Annotated in this window: 17 protein-coding genes and 1 pseudogene; 10 read left to right on the forward strand and 8 right to left on the reverse strand. The window is 56.6% G+C overall.

From position 1 onward, the window contains the following. Positions 1 to 56: 56 nt before the first annotated feature. Genes fabG through ACIQ20_RS02725 form a run of 3 tightly spaced genes read right to left on the reverse strand, consistent with a single transcriptional unit; the run spans position 57 to position 2452 of the window. Complete coding sequence (fabG, locus tag ACIQ20_RS02715) at positions 57 to 791, reverse strand: 3-oxoacyl-[acyl-carrier-protein] reductase (RefSeq protein WP_395777182.1); 735 nt, start codon at positions 789 to 791, stop codon at positions 57 to 59. A 20-nt stretch (positions 792 to 811) separates the two neighbouring features. Beyond that, positions 812 to 1756 (reverse strand): ACP S-malonyltransferase, encoded by a 945-nt coding sequence (gene fabD / locus ACIQ20_RS02720; RefSeq protein ID WP_395777215.1) that lies wholly within the window; start codon positions 1754 to 1756, stop codon positions 812 to 814. 51 nt (positions 1757 to 1807) lie between these two features. Beyond that, positions 1808 to 2452: a LysE family translocator gene (locus tag ACIQ20_RS02725; RefSeq protein ID WP_395777184.1), complete on the reverse strand. Its 645-nt coding sequence runs from the start codon at positions 2450 to 2452 to the stop codon at positions 1808 to 1810. A 287-nt stretch (positions 2453 to 2739) separates the two neighbouring features. On the opposite strand from ACIQ20_RS02725, the gene rpsF reads away from it, so the two are divergent. From rpsF to ACIQ20_RS02775, 10 genes are all read left to right on the forward strand, one after another. After that, positions 2740 to 3117: a 30S ribosomal protein S6 gene (gene rpsF / locus ACIQ20_RS02730; RefSeq protein ID WP_313587367.1), complete on the forward strand. Its 378-nt coding sequence runs from the start codon at positions 2740 to 2742 to the stop codon at positions 3115 to 3117. A 2-nt stretch (positions 3118 to 3119) separates the two neighbouring features. Next, the gene (rpsR, locus tag ACIQ20_RS02735; RefSeq protein ID WP_395777186.1) at positions 3120 to 3377 is read left to right on the forward strand and encodes a 30S ribosomal protein S18; all 258 of its coding nucleotides are present in this window, start codon (positions 3120 to 3122) and stop codon (positions 3375 to 3377) included. A gap of 12 nt (positions 3378 to 3389) precedes the next feature. Beyond that, positions 3390 to 3965: a 50S ribosomal protein L9 gene (gene rplI, locus ACIQ20_RS02740; RefSeq protein WP_395777188.1), complete on the forward strand. Its 576-nt coding sequence runs from the start codon at positions 3390 to 3392 to the stop codon at positions 3963 to 3965. Positions 3966 to 4101: 136 nt separating this feature from the next. Beyond that, a complete protein-coding gene (locus tag ACIQ20_RS02745; RefSeq protein WP_395777190.1) occupies positions 4102 to 5964 on the forward strand; it encodes an ATP-binding protein in 1863 nt (620 codons plus the stop codon). A 54-nt stretch (positions 5965 to 6018) separates the two neighbouring features. After that, entirely contained in the window at positions 6019 to 7509 is a 1491-nt protein-coding gene (locus tag ACIQ20_RS02750; protein ID WP_395777192.1) for a replicative DNA helicase, read from the forward strand. Next, positions 7502 to 8590, forward strand: a complete 1089-nt coding sequence (alr, locus tag ACIQ20_RS02755) for an alanine racemase (RefSeq protein WP_395777194.1) — start codon at positions 7502 to 7504, stop codon at positions 8588 to 8590. The genes ACIQ20_RS02750 and alr overlap by 8 nt, the downstream gene beginning before the upstream one ends. 6 nt (positions 8591 to 8596) lie before the next feature. Continuing rightward, positions 8597 to 10024: a DNA repair protein RadA gene (gene radA / locus ACIQ20_RS02760; protein WP_395777197.1), complete on the forward strand. Its 1428-nt coding sequence runs from the start codon at positions 8597 to 8599 to the stop codon at positions 10022 to 10024. Positions 10025 to 10044: 20 nt separating this feature from the next. Beyond that, on the forward strand, positions 10045 to 10710 hold the full coding sequence (locus ACIQ20_RS02765) for a CvpA family protein (protein WP_395777199.1): 666 nt from the start codon (positions 10045 to 10047) through the stop codon (positions 10708 to 10710). Then, entirely contained in the window at positions 10707 to 12224 is a 1518-nt protein-coding gene (purF, locus tag ACIQ20_RS02770; RefSeq protein WP_395777201.1) for an amidophosphoribosyltransferase, read from the forward strand. The genes ACIQ20_RS02765 and purF overlap by 4 nt, the downstream gene beginning before the upstream one ends. Positions 12225 to 12245: 21 nt before the next feature. Further along, entirely contained in the window at positions 12246 to 12995 is a 750-nt protein-coding gene (locus ACIQ20_RS02775) for an SDR family NAD(P)-dependent oxidoreductase (RefSeq protein WP_395777203.1), read from the forward strand. Between the two features lie 49 nt (positions 12996 to 13044). Here ACIQ20_RS02775 and der read toward each other — a convergent pair whose 3' ends face one another. The 5 genes and pseudogenes from der to ACIQ20_RS02800 all read right to left on the reverse strand — a co-directional run. After that, the gene (der, locus tag ACIQ20_RS02780) at positions 13045 to 14700 is read right to left on the reverse strand and encodes a ribosome biogenesis GTPase Der (protein WP_395777205.1); all 1656 of its coding nucleotides are present in this window, start codon (positions 14698 to 14700) and stop codon (positions 13045 to 13047) included. A 3-nt stretch (positions 14701 to 14703) separates the two neighbouring features. Then, the gene (locus tag ACIQ20_RS02785) at positions 14704 to 16104 is read right to left on the reverse strand and encodes a PQQ-binding-like beta-propeller repeat protein (RefSeq protein ID WP_395777207.1); all 1401 of its coding nucleotides are present in this window, start codon (positions 16102 to 16104) and stop codon (positions 14704 to 14706) included. Further along, the gene (locus ACIQ20_RS02790) at positions 16101 to 17192 is read right to left on the reverse strand and encodes a tetratricopeptide repeat protein (RefSeq protein WP_395777209.1); all 1092 of its coding nucleotides are present in this window, start codon (positions 17190 to 17192) and stop codon (positions 16101 to 16103) included. The genes ACIQ20_RS02785 and ACIQ20_RS02790 overlap by 4 nt, the downstream gene beginning before the upstream one ends. A gap of 136 nt (positions 17193 to 17328) precedes the next feature. Next, positions 17329 to 18156 (reverse strand): 3-methyl-2-oxobutanoate hydroxymethyltransferase, encoded by an 828-nt coding sequence (panB, locus tag ACIQ20_RS02795; protein WP_395630315.1) that lies wholly within the window; start codon positions 18154 to 18156, stop codon positions 17329 to 17331. 96 nt (positions 18157 to 18252) lie between these two features. Then, positions 18253 to 18478, reverse strand: a pseudogene (locus ACIQ20_RS02800) (dihydrolipoyl dehydrogenase); the annotation flags it as partial.

The following is an 18478-nucleotide window of genomic DNA, read 5'->3' on the forward strand; positions in this document are numbered from 1 at the left end:
CGGGAGTTCAACGAATTAGCACCTTTGGCTTGAGGCCGCTAGCGCCAAAACAGTACCTAAATCATCGCCATTCCGCCATTTACGTGCAAAGTCTGCCCGGTAACATAGCTGGCTTGATCGGATGCTAGATAGACAACCGCTGCAGCAATGTCATCAGGCTGACCAAGTCGAGCGGCAGGAATAGACTTAGTAATGGCCTCCTTTTGCGCCTCATTCAGCGCATCTGTCATCGGCGAGACGATAAATCCTGGCGCGATACAATTGGCTGTAATGCCGCGAGAAGCCAGTTCTTGTGCAATGGATTTTGTAAAGCCGATCATGCCTGCTTTTGACGCTGCATAATTGGCCTGGCCCGGATTGCCTGTGACACCCACAACCGATGTGATCGCAATGATCCGGCCAAAGCGCCGCTTCATCATGCCCTTCGAGGCTGCGCGCGCTAAGCGGAAATAAGACCCCAGATTAACATCGAGCACGCGCTCAAAATCCTCATCCTTCATGCGCAAAAGCAAACCGTCTTTGGTGATCCCGGCATTTGCAACCAAAATATCCAAGCCACCCAGCGCTTCTTCAGCCCGACCAATCAAACCGTCAGTCTCTGCGGGGTCAGACAAATTGCAGGCCAGCGCCACGCTGCCCGGCAATTCTGCACTTAGGGCATCTAACGCTTCTTGGCGGGTACCCGACAAGGCAACTTGTGCGCCAGCAGCGTGTAAAGCACGCGCAATGGCCCCGCCAATGCCCCCGGTTGCGCCAGTTACGAGCGCCTTTTTGCCTGTTAGATCAAACATGTGCGTTGCCTCTTTCGTCTTTAAGTCAAGGAAGCGGCGAAGGCCGCAATTTCATCAGCACCGGTAAGCGCAAGAGAGGTCGCGTCTGGGGCGATGCGCTTGGACATGCCGGTCAGCACACTGCCGGCACCCAATTCCACGAACTGAGCGGCACCTTGGGCGGCGAACCAGCCAATCGATTCCCGCCATCTAACGCGTCCGGTCACTTGCTCCACCAGCAATTTGGCGATGGTGTCAGGATCTTGCGTCGGCTTCACCGTGACATTGGACAGCACAGGGACGATAGGCTTGTGGATGGTGGTTGCAGCAAGCGCTGCGGCCATTTCTTCGGCTGCTGGGGCCATCAACGAGCAATGGAAGGGGGCGGAAACAGACAATGGGATTGCGCGAGCACCCATCTCTTTCGCGGCTGCAATGGCCGCATCCACGCCCTCTTTCGTGCCGGAAATAACGATGTTGCCTGCATTATTGTCATTGGCCACGACACAAACGCCAACTTTGGCACCCGCAGCAGCGGCGGCTTCTGCCAAGGCCAAATCCACTTTCGGGCCAATCAAACTCGCCATCGCGCCAAGACCCGGCGCAACCGCGCGCTGCATCGCTTGACCGCGCAGACGCAACAGGCGAGCTGCATCGCCAATCGAAAACGCCCCTGCGGCTGTAAGCGCCGAATATTCGCCTAGGGAATGACCAGCGACAAACGCCGCCCGGTCAACACCGATGCCAAAGTCTGTTCGCAAGACGGTCACGACTGCCATGCTCACAGCCATCAAAGCGGGCTGGGCATTTTCGGTTAGCGTCAGCGTCTCAATCGGACCTTCTGCCATTAGGCTTGAGAGCTTTTGCCCAAGCGCGTCATCAATCTCTGCAAAGACCTGCTTTGCGGCGGGGAATGCTTCGGCAAGGGCAACACCCATACCGACGCTTTGGCTACCTTGGCCGGGAAATTGGAAAATCAGCATGATTTGGCGTTAGCGTTGCAGGCCCGATTAGGCAAGTGGGCAGTAGAAAAGGGCTTAGACAGGATGGGCCAAACCATCCCAACCCAGCCAAGCGGCAATGCCCAAAAGGGCTAGGGTAAAAAAGATATTCAAATAGGTGCGCCGTTTGCCAGCGCTCAACCACGGGCGCAGGCCGCCCGCTGCTAGAACAATGGCCAAATGTACGCCTGTTGCGACCCCAATATGGGTAAGCCCCAGCCACAGGCTTTGCACCCAAACCTGCCCGCCACTTTCGTCGACAAAGCGCGGCAACAGCGTCACATAGAAAAGTGCTGCTTTTGGGTTCAAGATATTGAGGGTTAGGCCGCGCATGAAGTGCCGTCCAGCTTGGCCCGACGCGTGTTCTGCATCAACCAAACCTGTTTCTGCGCCTTGTCTGGCCCGCTCAATCCAAGGCTCAAACGCCAGATAGACCAGATAAAGCACGCCCAACCAGCGCAGCCCCGCCAACAACTGGGGTTGGGTGGCCATCAGGGCACCTAGACCCGCAATCGCTGCGATCAAATAAAGGCCTAGGCCAAGGGCAATGCCCAAAACCGCTTGGAGTCCTGCTGCCCTGCCCTTATCCAGTGTCAAAGTCGCCAGCCAAGCCATGTTGGGCCCAGGCGTCAGCTCTAATAGAGCGACGACGAGCAAAAACTCCATCCAGCTAAGTGTCACGCGAACCGCTTCCTATTTTGATCGTCGAACGACCAGTCTCGCTGTCATAAATCCTTTGTGCAAGGCCGGTTTTAGCGGCATTACTGCGCGCTACCCCTTCCCTTTTCCACAGATAAGTGCTTTACGCCCCGCTTCACTGATTGCGGTCCGCCCGCATGAGCGACTTTGTGTGCCTAATAAGCATATCAGCACAAGGAAGCTGCGACGCGGAACCATCAGGTGGTTTGGTCCCCGCTGAACCATTTGCCGCAATTCTCATGGGGCGCATCTAACGGAAATGGATTCTCATGCCGTTCTACGAACATATCATTATTTCGCGGCCAGATATCTCGCCGCAGCAAGTTGACGAGCTGGTTGAAGGCATCTCCACTTTGATCGCCGAAAAGGGCGGCAAAGTTGGTAAAGTCGAATATTGGGGTCTGCGCAACTTGGCTTACCGGATCAACAAAACCCGCAAGGGCCACTATTCGTTGATCAACATCGATGCACCAGCCGCAGCAGTCCATGAAATGGAACGCCTGCAGCGCATCAACGAAAATGTCATGCGCTACATGACTATCGCCGTTGAAGAGCTTGAAGAAGGTCCTTCGCCTATTTTGGCCCGTCGTGAACGCGACGAAAAGAAACAGCGCGCACGCACTGAAACCAATGGGATGGATTACTGATCATGACGACCAAATTCACCATCTCCAACCTGCCATCGCGTCGGCCGTTTGCACGCCGCCGTAAGGTTTGCCCGTTCTCTGGCGATCAAGCGCCAAAGATCGACTTCAAAGATGTGAAGCTGTTGCAGCGTTACTTGTCCGAAAAGGGCAAGATCGTGCCATCGCGCATCACCGCCGTGAGCCAAAAGAAGCAACGCGAACTCGCTAAGGCGATCAAGCGTGCTCGCGTCTTGGCTCTTCTTCCCTATCACGTCGTTTAAGGAGACGCCGACATGGACATCATCCTGCTCGAACGCGTCGGCCGCCTTGGCGGTATTGGCGACATCGTATCGGTAAAGCCAGGCTATGCGCGCAACTATTTGTTGCCGCAAAAGAAAGCCCTTCGCGCTACTGAATCCAACAAAAAACTGTTTGAACTGCAGCGCTCGGTTCTTGAGACCCGCAACGCAGACGCCCGTGCAGCAGCGGAAGCTGCTTCTGAAGGCTTGGCCGGTCAGGCTTTCTTGCTGATCCGTGCTGCTGGCGAAAGCGGTCAATTGTACGGTTCGGTTGCCGCTCGTGACATCGCAGAAGCAGCCAATGCGGTCGGCTTCCACGTTGCACGCAACCAAGTCCAGCTTGACACGCCAATCAAGGCGATCGGCTATCAGACTGTGAAGATCCGTCTTCACCCTGAAGTCGAAGTTGAAGTCTTCATCAACGTGGCTCGCACACCAGATGAAGCTGAACGTCAAGCCAAGGGCGAAAACGTCATCAATTCACAATTTGACGAAGATCGCGTCGCAGCAGCCGAACAAGCCGCTGAGATCGCCGAGAACGCTGTGCAATTGGACGGCTACGAAGTCTAATAGATCGCCCTTTGGGCTTCTAAACTGATTTAAAAGCCCTGCAGGTTCGCCTGTGGGGCTTTTGTTTGGTCGAGACACAGCTCACTAGAACAACGATCATAAGGAGAATTTAAGACAATTCGCATATCATTTGCGTATGATTGATCCGCGCGCATCCGCCAAAGATTTTGAATCTGCCGAACTGGTAGCGATCTATGCCCCGATGGCGCGTGCTTATGCATTGATTTTAGGTGTTTATTATGTTCTGCTGACCGCAGGTCACCTTTTGGTGCTGAAAGGGGATCTCGCCATTGTGATGGCGTGCTTGGCAGCGACCTCTGGCGTTTTAATCCTGACATTGCGCTTTACGTTGCTGCGAGCGGTCAAAGACCTCAGCCTTTTAGGTCTGAGTGTTTTTCTCATAAATCTTCTCGCCGTCACCAATGTGGTCACGCACACGAGTTATGCAAGCGACGAGGCACAATTCGTCTACTTGTTGATGATTGCCTTTGCCAGCGCAATTCTGGGTCCTTCCCTTCGTGTGGTCGGTGCCACTCTTTCGCTCGTAGCGATATCGGTGGTTTTCCTGATCTTTACCGGCTCCGAAGCAATGATCGTGAACAAGGTTTTCACTGGGCTGACGGCGGTCGCAGGTAGTTTTGCAGCATCCCTCTTTCTGCATCGCATGGTACGGTCACAAGTTGATTTCCGTGTCCAGTCTAGCGACTTACTTGAGATCGTTGAGCGTGAGCGGATGCGGGCTCAGAACATGGCGGATGAAGCCGACTTCGCCAATCGTGCCAAAACGGATTTTCTGGCCAATATGAGCCATGAATTGCGGACCCCCTTGAATGGGGTAGTCGGCATTGCCAACACGTTGGCAGCCACAAAGCTTGATGGTCAGCAAAAGGAAATGGTCGACCTGATCGACGCGTCCGGCCGGACCTTGGCACGCCTCTTGTCCGATATTCTCGACTTCTCGAAAATCGAAGCTGGTAAAGTTGAGATTGAGCGGGTAGCCTTTGATTTACGCGCTGAACTCGATGCCTCGGCACTTCTGCTTCAAACCTATGCCGCCGACAAGAAGTTGCAATTTGGCGTGACTTATGGCGAGCATGCGCGCGGCTGGTTCTTTGGCGATGCGACGCGGATCAAACAGATTGTCGCCAATTTAGTTTCCAATGCCGTCAAATTTACCGACCAAGGTGAAGTCCAAGTCTTCATTGATTGGTCTGAAGCTTCCGAAATCCTCGAGATTAAAGTCTGCGACACGGGCATTGGCTTTGACAAAGAAACCGGTCGACGGCTGTTCCAGCGCTTTATCCAAGCAGATACCTCCATTACCCGTCGCTTTGGTGGCACGGGCCTCGGCCTCGCCATTTGTCGCGGGCTTATCGAGGCCATGGGCGGGGGCATGAATTGGGAGTCAGAGCCCGGTGAAGGTTCGACCTTTATTGTTCGCATTCCACTAGAGCGCGAAATGGCCCCAAGCCTGATAGCCTCGCCCGACGCCTTACCAGACCCTGTTGCGTCAGCCCCTGACGCACCCCTGCGGATTTTGGCGGCTGAAGATCACCCAACGAACCAAAAAGTGCTGCGTCTGATCCTAGAGCCCTTGGGTATCGACCTGACCATGTGCGATGATGGGATGGCGGCGCTCAAAGCTTATCAATCAAGCCGGTTCGACATTATTTTGATGGATATGCAAATGCCTGTCATGGATGGTTTGTCGGCAACTCAGGCCATTCGCGAGCATGAAAAAGCGCATCATCTGCCGGCGACGCCGATTGTGATGGTTACAGCCAATGCGATGCGCCAACATCGCGATCAGGCGATTGAAGCGGGTGCCAACAGCCATTTGGCCAAGCCTTTCACGCCAGCTTCCCTGATGGATGCGATCGAAGCAGCGCTTGCCGAAGCGGACGTGTCTAACGATACGGACGGCGGTACGTCAAAAGCGGTCGAAACAAATAGCCCAACACATCTATCCACAGATGAAAAAATGCTGGGGATGTTCTAGCCTCGTTCTGCGTCGCATAGGTGATTCGCTGCGCGACACCTGAAAGAGTGCGACATGGCTGATGGAAACCTTACCCCGCTCGATCCGGCACGTGTGTTGCGCACGGCCCCGCATAATTTGGACGCTGAACAAGCCCTGATCGGGGCTATTCTGGTCGACAACCAAGTCACCAGTCGTATCGGCGACATGCTGAAGCCATTGCACTTCTATGATCCGGTCCATGGCCGGATCTATGAGACAATCAGCCGGATGATCCAAAAGGGCTCGCTGGCTGATGGCATTACCCTCCACGCCAAGTTCAGCCAAGACGGTGCTTTAAAAGACATTGGTGGCGCAGCCTATCTTGCAACCCTGGTCGATGCCGCCGCCGATCCTGCTGCCGCTGCTGACTATGGCAAATTGATCTTCGACCTGGCCGTTCGTCGCGATTTGATCCGCATCGGCTCGGAGATGATGGCCGACGCCACAGATCATGAAGACGGGATGGAGGGCGGGGCTCGTCTGATCGAAACGGCGGAAAAGAAGCTCTATTCTTTGGCCGAGACCGGCCAACTCAACCAAGGCTTCAAGAGCTTTGCTGCTTCGCTCGCGGCAACCATCGACATCACCGCAGCGGCCTTCAAGCGGGACGGTCAGCTGATCGGGGTGCCAACCGGCCTGAATGAAATTGACCGGATGTTGGGTGGCTTGCACAAGTCCGACTTGTTGATCCTAGCTGGACGGCCTTCGATGGGTAAAACGGCGTTGGCTACCAACATCGCTTTTAATGCGGCCAAGCGCTTCAAGCGGGAGGCGCGGCCCGATGGATCGTTCCAGACGATTGATGGCGGTGTCGTGGCTTTCTACTCGCTCGAAATGTCCGCCGAACAGCTGACCATGCGACTTCTGGCCGATTACACCGCCATCGGCTCTGACCGCATGCGGCGCGGCGACCTCGACAAGGACGAATATGCCAAGCTGCGCGAAGCGGCCATCGATCTGCAAAGTCTGCCGCTCTATATTGATGATACAGGCGGTCTGTCGATTTCGGCGCTTGCAGCGCGGGCCCGAAGGCTACAGCGCCAGCATGGCCTCGACCTCATCGTGGTGGACTATCTCCAGCTTGTAACCACCAGTGGCTCCAAACGCTCCGAAAACCGGGTGCAAGAAGTCAGTGAAATCACCCAAGGTCTGAAGGCCCTCGCCAAAGAGCTTCAGGTGCCGGTCATCGCGCTCTCACAGTTATCGCGTCAGGTGGAAAACCGGGAAGATAAGCGCCCTCAATTGGCCGACTTGCGGGAATCGGGCTCAATCGAGCAAGACGCGGACGTGGTTATGTTCGTGTATCGCCATGCCTATTACCTCGAACGCCAAGAACCCAAGCCCGGCACGACGGAGCATTTCCAGTGGCAGGAAGAAGTCAGTGAGATGCGCAATATTGCAGAAGTCATTATCGGCAAACAACGCCACGGCCCGATTGGCAAAGTCCGTGTCGGCTTCCAAGCTGAACTGACCAAATTCACCAACCTAGATTCCACCGGGCGTTACGAGAGCTTGGATGACTGATCCAGTCTCAGGGCTCCTTCGCCGCAGTAAGCTGACGATTGATTTGGCGGCTTTGGCCCGCAATTGGGCTTTCTTTGCCGAAAATGCCCAAGGGGCAGAATGTGCGGCTGTGGTCAAAGCCAATGGCTATGGCTTGGGGCTGGCTAAAGTTGCCCAAAGCCTCGCGGACGCAGGCTGCAAAACCTTCTTTGTCGCCCATGCGTTCGAAGGGGATAAAGCCCGCCAAGCGTTGGGCCCTGATCCGGTTATCTATGTCCTTAATGGCGTGATGGCTGACGAGGTTTCGGCGTTCTTGGCAGGCAACTTACGCCCTGTTTTGAACGATTTAGATCAAGTCCACTTGTGGACAGAAGCTGGCTTAGGACAGCCTGCGGCTTTGCATATCGACACCGGCATGAACCGGTTGGGCCTTAGCGAAGAAGATGTCGACCGTGCTGAGGAGACGATCTTTTCGTTAAACCTCGCCTTGATCATGAGCCATTTAGCTTGTGCCTCCGACCCTCAGCACCCCAAGAATGGCATGCAGCGCGATGCCTTTGTGTCGCTCGCTGCCCGCCTGCCCACAGCCCCACTGTCCCTTGCCGCTTCAGCAGGGATTTTGTTGGACGGCGATTTTTGCTTTGATTTGGTTCGGCCCGGCATCGGCCTGTATGGCGGTGGCCCGTTTGACCAAGACCCAGTCCCTTTGGAGCCTGTTGCCACCTTAGAAGCGCCCATCATTCAACTGCGCAGTGTCGGGCCGGGTGACACCATTGGCTATGGCGCGACTTGGCAGGCTGATCGTCGTCGCAGCATTGCAACGGTGACTTTGGGCTATGCAGACGGGTTTCTGCGGTCAGGGTCTAACCGAGGGTTTGCCATTTTGGGTGGGGCGGTCTGCCCAATTGTCGGGCGGGTCTCGATGGACTTGATCACGCTGGACGTGTCGGGTGCCGGCGCGGCTGCCAAAATCGGTGCGATGGCACAATTTCTCGGCCGCGCCGCGCCTCTCGACGCCCAAGCCCAAGCGCTCGACACCATTCCCTATGAAATTCTGACCCGGCTGGGAGATCGTTTTGAGCGCTCCTATTTGGAAGATTGATTAGCGATGGCAAAGTCGCAATCCGTTTTTGTCTGTCAGTCCTGCGGGGCCGTCCATGCACGCTGGCAAGGCCGCTGCGAGGCCTGTGGGGCTTGGAATACCATCGTCGAAGAAGCCCAAGAAAGCCCACAAGCGGTTAGCCCCTCCGCTCGGGCACGCGGTAAAGGCCCGGGTCTTGCGTTTCAAGCCTTAGACGGCGTCGCGCAAGCCCCGCCCCGGCTCGCGACCGGTATTGGCGAATTTGACCGTGTGTGTGGTGGTGGCTTGGTAGAAGCCTCCGCCATTCTGGTAGGTGGTGATCCCGGCATCGGCAAATCGACCTTGCTGTTACAAGCCGTAGCCGGTGCTGCCTCGCGTGGCATCAAGTCCGTCTATGTCTCCGGTGAAGAAGCGATTGCGCAAATCCAAGACCGGGCACGACGGATGGGGATTGAGAAGGCCCCAGTGCAGCTGGCCGCCGAAACCCGCCTTGAGACCATCCTCGAAGCGCTGAAGCATGAAAAGCCGCAGCTTGCCATTATCGACTCCATTCAGACGGTTTGGACCGACACGCTAACCGCTGCCCCCGGCACCGTGGCCCAAGTTCGTGCCTGTGCGCATGAATTAGTGCGACACGCCAAAAAGGCTGGCACCGCGATCATTCTGGTTGGCCATGTGACGAAGGATGGTCAGATCGCTGGACCCCGCGTGGTCGAACATCTGGTCGACGCCGTCCTGCAGTTTGAGGGTGAGCGCGGCCATCATTTCCGCATCCTGCGCGGGCTTAAGAATCGTTTTGGACCCACCGACGAAATTGGCGTGTTTGAGATGGGTGACGCAGGCCTGCGCGAAGTCACCAATCCCAGTCAGCTATTCTTGGACAATCGCGGCCATGCCCGCCCCGGCAGTGTCGTCTTTGCGGGGATTGAGGGCACGCGTCCGGTTCTGGTTGAAATCCAAGCCCTCGCCTCGCCCACCGCGTTTGGGGCACCAAGGCGGGCTGTGGTGGGCTGGGACACCACGCGCCTTGCCATGATCCTCGCCGTGCTTGAGACCCGTTGTGGATTGGCCTTTGGCGGTCGCGATGTCTATCTGAATGTCGCCGGTGGCCTGAAGATCAGCGAGCCAGCCGCTGACCTAGCGGTCGCCGCGGCTTTGGTTTCGGCCTTGTTTGATCAGGCCTTGCCAGAGGATTGCGTCGTCTTTGGCGAGATAGCGCTGTCGGGCGATGTACGCCCTGTCAGCCGCGCTGATGCTCGCCTTAAAGAAGCCGAGAAGTTGGGCTTTACTCAAGCCTTCCTTCCGCGCGCTTCTTCGTCTAACACCACCGCAACCACTTCGAGCCAAACCCGCCGACTCGTGGCAGGGCAATCAGGTGTGAAGCATCGTGTAATCGCCACGGCAGCTGACTTGGTGGCGACCATCACCGGACAAGAATATCCCGAGACACCTTAGTCTCTTTTGGAGCAGTTTGTATGAACGGATTTGATATCGTCATTCTTGGAATTGTGGCGATTTCAGCTCTTTTGGCGTTTGCTCGTGGTTTTGTCCGCGAAGCCTTATCGATGGCCGCCATGTTCATCGCTATTTTGGCGGTCCTCTGGGGGTTCCCGGTGTTCCGCGAACCCATGCGCGCTTTCATTGATACGGGTTGGCTGGCGGATGCAGCCACCGTCGGCGGTATCTTCATTCTCGTCTACATAGCCGTGCGCGTCGCGACCGGGCGTATTCATGAATGGATTCACGATTCTGAGCCTTTGGGGATATTGGACCGGACAGCGGGCCTGCTATTTGGCGTCGCGCGGGGATTTGCGCTGGTTGGTGTAGCTTGCTTGATCGTGATCTCGATTGCGCCGCCTAGCATGTTGCCAAAGTCGTTTCAGGAAGCGAAATTCTATCCCTTGGTGATGCTGACTGCAGACGCCCTCAAACACTTAGCACCGCAGGCCGGACAAGCCGCCACCAATATGGCCCGTGGTGCTGCTTCAGCCGGGGAAGACCTAGCTCATTCGCGCAAAGGTGATACAGCAAATGTGCTGGATTCATCCGTAGACGGCGAGCCCGTAAAGGCCCAAAAGGCCCCCACTTGGACGCTTAGTCCATCCAATTCAACGACCCCTGACCCGGAGAGCGAAAAATGAACCCTCAGTGCTATGGGCAAGACGCGCAAGCCGGTGCAACCGGCGTGGACGGTGACATTGAAGTTTGGCTGGACCCGCATGAAGATCGGTTACGTGAAGAGTGTGGCGTCTTTGGCATCGCCCATAATGCCGAAGCGGCCGTTTTGACCGCACTGGGCCTGCATGCTTTGCAACACCGGGGTCAAGAAGGCTGCGGCATCGTTACCTTTGACGGAGCCCTCTTCCACAACGAACGCCACATGGGACTGGTGGGCGACCACTTCACAGGCCCAGACCTGATGAAGCGTCTACCCGGACAAAATGCGATTGGCCACGTGCGCTACGCGACACAGGGCGGGACGATCCTGCGCAATATCCAGCCTCTGTTCGCAGACCTGTCTGGCGGCGGTATCGGTGTGGCCCACAATGGCAATTTGACCAATGCGCGTAAGCTGCGCGAGCAATTGGTTGAAAACGGCGCGATTTTTCAATCAACCTCCGATACCGAAGTCATCTTGCAATTGATCGCGCGGTCTCGTGCGCCCCGCATGATTGAGCGGTTTGTCGATGCGTTGCACCAAATCGAAGGCGCGTATGCACTGGTTGCTTTGACCAATAAAAAGCTGATTGGCGCGCGCGATCCTTTGGGCATCCGTCCGTTGGTGCTGGGTGACCTCAATGGCTCGCCTGTATTGGCGTCAGAAACCTGTGCGCTGGATATGGTTGGCGCGACTTTTGTGCGCGAAATTGAAAATGGCGAAGTGGTCGTCTGCTCTGAAAACGGCGTGGAAAGCATCAAGCCGTTTGGCCAGCGTGCGCCACGGCCTTGCGTGTTTGAATTTGTCTATTTCTCGCGCCCGGATTCCATGGTCGACAGTAAGTCCGTTTATGCCGTTCGTAAGCGCATGGGCATGCGTTTGGCGCAAGAGACCAAGGTTGAAGCCGATGTTGTTGTGCCCGTGCCAGATTCCGGTGTACCGGCGGCTCTAGGCTATTCAGAAGCCTCAGGCATCCCTTACGAGCTTGGGATCATCCGCAACCATTATGTCGGGCGAACCTTTATCGAGCCTACCCAACAAATCCGGACGCTTGGCGTGCGGCGCAAGCATTCGGCGAACCGGGGCGTTCTAGAAGGTAAGCGTGTTGTGCTGGTGGATGATTCCATCGTGCGCGGCACCACATCGCGTAAGATCGTGCAAATGGTACGCGATGCCGGGGCAAAAGAAGTGCATTTGCGCTCTGCCTCTCCTGCGATCCAATGGCCGGACTTCTATGGCATTGATATGCCAGACCGCGACCAATTGATCGCTGGCCACAAGAGTGTTGCTGAAATGGCTGAGATCTTGGGTGTGGATTCCTTGGGCTTCTTGTCGGTTGACGGGCTGTATTGGGCGCTCGGTGAAGCTACACGTAACCCTCATGCACCCCGTTATTCTGACCATTGCTTCACAGGCGACTATCCAACACGATTGGTGGATTTCGAACGCTCGCAATCAGATAAGGACCATCAATTGTCCTTCTTGGTTGAAGCTTAAGCACCCATAGCGAGAACATCTATGACCGATACGAAAGTCGTTCTTGTAACCGGGGCAAGCCGGGGCATCGGCCGCGCCGCAGCCTTGGCGTGCGCGCGGGCGGGCATGCAAGTCATCGCCACAGGCCGTGCACAAAAAGCACTGGAAGATTTGGATGACGAAATTCGCCGTGTAGGGGGCCTGCCCGCCACCATCGTGCCAATGGATTTGACCGACTTTGACGCCATCGACCGTCTAGGCGGGGCGTTGTTCCAGCGTTTTGGCCGCTTGGATGGCATGATCCACGCTGCGGCCCATTTGGGCGAGCTGACCCTTGTCGCCCATGCGACACCGCGCATGGGTGAGCAAATGATCGCAACCAATCTGACGGCAAGTTGGCGCTTGATCCGTTCGATGGAGCCCTTGTTGATCCAAGCGCCTGCCTCACGCGTGATTTTCTTTACCTCAGGCGTTGCCCATAACCCACGCGCCCATTGGGGCCTTTACGCGGCAACCAAAGCCGGTGTCGAGGCAATGGCTAAGTGCTGGGCAGATGAGATTGAGTTTAAGAAGGTGGTCGTCACCGTCCTCAATCCAGGTGGCGTGGCAACCATGATGCGCAAGAATGCGTTCCCGGGCGAGGATCAAGCCACCCTTCCCCAGCCCGAACATCTCTCCAGCTTGATTTTGGAATTGATGAGCGAAAGCCATACCCAAACCGGGACCACCGTGCATTTCCGTGAGACGGAGCACTTTAAGGCTTGGCAAGCGGCCCATCAGCCAAACGCTTAGAGAAGAAAACGTGCCGCGAAAATCTATTTCAGATTTTGTGCGCGCGGCGCTAGCGCGTCTTCTTATTGGCCCGCGAGGCATTCTTGCCTAGCTTCTTACCGCCGGTCGGGATGCGGGCTTTTGGTGCAAAGGTAGCGCTTCTGGGCTTGGCTGGTTTTGGCTTTTCAGCTGCCTTTGGTGTGCGGTCAGACTGTTGGGCGTGCTTAGAAGCAGCTTCACGATTTTTGCGCGACAAATTAGGCCGCCCGCTCTCATCACCCGCATACGGGTTCTTCGGCGCGCGCACCATGAAGCGGATGGGTACCGCTGGCATATCAAACGCTTTGCGAATGCCATTGACCAAATAGCGCACATAGGTATCGGGCAATTGCGCAGCGCGGCTTGCCAGCAAGACAAAAGTCGGTGGGCGGGCCTTGATCTGGGCAATATAGCGCGGCTTCACACGCCGACCGTCGACTGCGGGCGGCGGTTGTTTGGTCACCACTTCCTTCAGCCAGTCATTGAGGTCGCGTGTCTTCACACGGGCATTCCAGTCTTCATGCACGTCCAGCACGGCGGGCATCAGCTTCTCAAGCCCGCGACCGGATAAGGACGAGATTGGTACCAGTGGCGCCCCACGCGTTTGTGGGAGGACTTTATCAGCGCGCTCTTGCAACACGGCCAAGCGGGCTTGGGTGTCTTCAACCCGGTCCCATTTCGCCAACACATAGACAAGGCCACGGCCTTCGCGCGCGACCAGATCGGCAATCTGCAAGTCTTGCTTCTCAAAAGCCTCGTCGGAATCCATCACCAAGAGGCAGATCTCGGCAAAACGAATGGCGCGCAGCGTATCGGCGACCGAAAGGGTCTCAAGCTTTTCCTGTACTTTGGCCTTACGCCGCATCCCGGCGGTATCAACCAAGCGCACGGGCCGCCCGTCCCACACCCAGTCCACACCAATGGAGTCGCGCGTGATCCCGGCCTCTGGGCCCGTCAACAGGCGCTCTTCGCCAATCAGCGCATTGACCAGAGTAGACTTACCGGCATTAGGCCGACCAATGACTGCGATGCGGAGCGGCAGATTATTCTCGCTCGCTGCGACATCGGTAAAGCGTAAGCCTTCCAGGTCTTCATCATCTTCGACAAATTCACCCGTATGGGGGATTTCGTCTTCAGCCACTTCCTCATCCTCAAACTCATCAGGCACCACAGGCGCAGCGGCCCGATCTCCCATGAGGGCGAGGATTGCGGAATAAAGATCAGACATACCCTCGCCATGCTCGCCAGAGATGGGGATCGGCTCACCCAGACCCAGACCATAGGCCTCGATCACGCCCGCGTCCGCCAGTTTGCCCTCAGCCTTATTAGCCGCCAAAATGACTGGCTTGCCAGATCGACGCAAAATGTCAGCAAAGACTTCATCGATTGGCGTGATCCCTGCCCGCGCGTCGATCAGGAACAAACACAAGTCAGACTCTTGAATACCCGCTTCCGTTTGAAGTCGCATGCGCGCTTCAAGGCTTTCATCCGCCGCAGTTTCAAAGCCGGCCGTATCGATCAAAGTCAGGTCGAGATCGCCTAGCCGTCCGCTTGCTTCGCGACGATCGCGTGTGACACCTGGTGTATCATCGACAATGGCTAGCTTGCGCCCTGCCAAGCGATTGAACAGGGTGGACTTGCCAACATTAGGTCGACCAACGACCGCTATTTTAAGGGGTGCTGCCACGACTTATCTAACAGCCACGACAACGCCGTCATGGGAATAGAAATACAAAGTCCCATTGGCGATGGCAGGCGGCACAAAGATCGGAGCTTTGGCATCGCGTGTTAACAGGGTTGTGCCGTCTTCAGGCTTCACCACTTCAATCTTGCCCATAGAAGAGGCAAGAACCAAACGTCCACCCACCATGACAGGGCCGGTCCACGAGATCAGGTTCTTTTTCCTCTTTTCATTCCGGTAGCTGGGCAGTTGGCGGGTCCATTTGATCCCGCCCGTTTTAACATCCATCGCGACCAATTCGCCCGTCGTTGAGACGACATAAACGAAGTCCCCAGCAACCCAAGGCGTTTGGATGGAGGCGATTGGCTTTTCCCAGACCCGCGTGCCTGTGCGCAATTCGATGGCCGCAAAGGTACCCGATTGGCTAGCAGCAAACACGATGCCGCCTGCCACAACTGGCCGACCAGCAATGTCGTTGATGGTGGAAAGCGAGTTGGACGAGCCCGCGCGAGTTAGGGCCTCAGACCAAAGTCTGCGGCCATTGGCTGCCAGATAAGCAATCACTTCGCCCGAAGCAAAAGGCGCGACAAGGGTTTCACCGACCAAGGCTGGGCTTGGGCTTGAGAGCATGCGAGCAGGCTCTGCAATCGCCGACTGAGTCCATTGAACGCGACCTGTCGCTGCTTCAACACCAAATAACTCACTGTCGTTGCTGGTTACAAATACCCGGCCACCACCCACCAAGGGTGAGGCGTGAATTGGGGAACCCGCATCAATGCGCCACGCTTCTTGGCCTGTGTTGGCATCAAGGGCGACAAGATTGCCAAACCCTGTTGCCGCAAAGACCTTGCCATCACCAAACGCGATGCCGCCGCCAATGGCGGTGCTTTCATCGCGGTTAAAGAAACGACCGCGTGCCTTCGAAACTGGCACGAGCGACTTGCGCCAAAGCTCGCGACCATTGGCCTGATCCACTGCATGGACCGTGCTTTTAGAATCGAACACAAATAGCTTACCATCGGCGACGATTGGCGTCGCGGTGATCGCACCACGGGCACCAGCGCCTTGGCCAATTTTCTTGCGCCAGACAATCGCCAATGGACCACTGCCAGCTACGTTTTGAGGCGCATTGCTGGCGACACCGCCTGCATTTGGCCAAGACTGCAGGTCCTGCGCCTCTGGCACAGTAACAGCCACGCTTTCGAGCGCGGGGTCCTTGGTGAGTTGTTCTTCAAGGCCCAGAACCGAGATACGCTCTTTATCTTCGGCAATGGCGGTTTTTTCCCGATCTCCACCAAATGGCCACAGGCTTGAGGCCCGGTCTTGTAATGAGGCACAGCCCGAAACCAACACCAACGCGCTGGTGGTGGCGAGGCCGAGGGTGCGTAGACGGCGCGACATAAAGGTCATTGTCCATCTCCAGACTTAGGCTGTTCGCTAGGTGCCGGTGCAGCAGGTTCAGCCGCTGGTGCTGCACGGTTCTTTTCAATTTCTTTGATCTGGCGCTGTTGGGCTTCTGTGATCGCTTTTTGGCGCGCCATGCTGGCCTGCCGCTCACGCTCGATCTGCGCCAATACTTCTGGGGAAACCGCCCCACCGGCCTCTTGGCCTGCTGGCAAAGGCGTTTCGATGACGCGAACATTCGGTGGAATCTTTGTGCCGGGTGGCAGTTTTACGCCGGGAGGCAAGCGAACGATGCGCGGGTTTTCAGGGGTGCCTTCGCCTTGCGCTTGACCTTGTGCCGCTTGAGCTTGCGCTTGAGCGGCCTGCATTTGCGCCATTTGCTCTGGCGTCATGCCACCTTGGCCTTGGCCGGCTTCTTCAGGAATAACCATCGGAATCTTGGAAGAAGTTGCCTTGGCATCAATCACAGCAAGCGCCTGCCCAGCACGCGCGCGCACGCCTTGGGGCGCTAGCGGGTCCATCTGCAACAACGCGTAGCTAGAGCGCGCACCTGCGGCATCACCCGCTGACCAGGCAATCGCGGCAGCCAATTCACGCGCCAAAGGTGCAAACGCGCCTTTGCGGTCGATGATCGGCTTTAGGCGCGCATTCATCTGATCCTTCGTTTCGCTATCTGCGGCGATATAGGCTGCGCGCAGACGCGCCAGATCCGCCAAATCAACATCGGCGATCTTTTTGGCTGCATCTTCGTAAGCAACCCGTGCTTCAGCGGATTTTGACTGTTCTTGCAACACGGCCGCACGCTGCAACAAAGCTTGGGCAGCAAAGCCACTTGGGCCTGTTTTGCCAATCTCAGCGAGGCTCTGCGCGCCACCGTTCAAATCGCCAGCCTGCAGTTTTGCCATCGCTGCATCATAGGCAATTCCTGCCTTATCAATGCCTTTGGCCTGCTCGCTCTGCCAGAATTGCCAACCAGCACTGCCAGCCAGTCCCAAAACAATGGCCCCAATCACAAACGGGGCTGCCCGCTTCGCGAGATTTTCTGCGGTCTCTTTGCGTAGCTCATCTTCGGCTTCGCGAAATAAATCAGACACGCTCACTTCTCCATCGATTCTAAAGGCGTCTCAGACATGAGACTTAGTGGGATAACCTGTTGACGCTAAAGGTGGTGGTCACACAGGGCAAGGTTTGGGCTCGCGCGAAACTGCGACGATTTGAGGGCAAAAGCACTCACGGTGCGCGTTTTAGCACATAAGTCTCCGCTTCGGCAGGAAATGTCCGCTCCCGCACATCTTGCGCATAATGGGCCGCAGCCTGATCAATGACGGTTCCAAGATCCGCATAGCGGCGCACAAACTTGGGTGTCCAAGGAAACATGCCCAACATGTCATCGGTTACAAGGATCTGACCGTCACATCGGGCAGAAGCGCCAATTCCGATTGTCGGTGCCCGAACCAGCGAGCTGACCTCAGCAGCGATATCTTCAGCGACGCCTTCTACCACGATGGCAAAAGCCCCTGCCCGATCTGCCGCTAAGGCTTCGCGCAGCACGCGGTCCCGCTCTGCCTTTGTGCGGCCTTTGGCGCGAAACCCGCCATCGACATTCATTGCTTGAGGTCGCAAGCCGACATGCCCCATGACAGGGACGCCACGGTCGACCAAGAAAGCAATCGTGTCTGCAATGCCTTCGCCACTCTCAACTTTCACAGCTTGACAGCCGGTCTCCATCATCACGCGGCTGGCCGACCGCCACGCCACTTCATGGCTTTCTTCGTAAGAACCAAACGGCAAATCGACGACGACCAGTGCCTGATTGGAACCGCGCATCACGGCTCGGCCGTGCAGGATCATCATATCCAGCGTAACCCCAACCGTGGAGCTTAGACCGTGCACAACCATGCCCAGACTATCGCCAACCAAAAGGACATCAGCATGCGGGTCAAGCAGGCGCGCCATCGGGGCCGTATAGGCCGTCAAACAGACGACAGGAGCCTTGCCCTTGCTGCCTGCGATGTCGCGCACAGTTTTGCGTTTGGTGGTTTCGGTTTGAGCACTCATGGCCGTGTCTCTACACCGAGGCGCGCGCAGGCTAAAGGGGCCACGCCTAATCTGCTGCATTTGTCATGAAGGCCGCCAAAGCTGCCCGCGTGCAATTTAGACGTGAATCACACGCCCATAGGCATCCAGCACCGCCTCGTGCATCATTTCCGACAAGGTTGGATGCGGGAAGACGGTTTCCATCAATTGGGCTTCGGTGGTCTCCAGTGTCATGGCAATGCCATAGCCTTGGATCAATTCTGTCACCTCTGTGCCGACCATGTGCGCGCCCAAGAGCTCACCGGTTTTCTTGTCAAACACGGTTTTGACCATGCCTTCCTGC

This window comes from Aquidulcibacter sp. (assembly GCF_044346625.1).
Classification (GTDB): domain Bacteria; phylum Pseudomonadota; class Alphaproteobacteria; order Caulobacterales; family Aquidulcibacteraceae; genus Aquidulcibacter.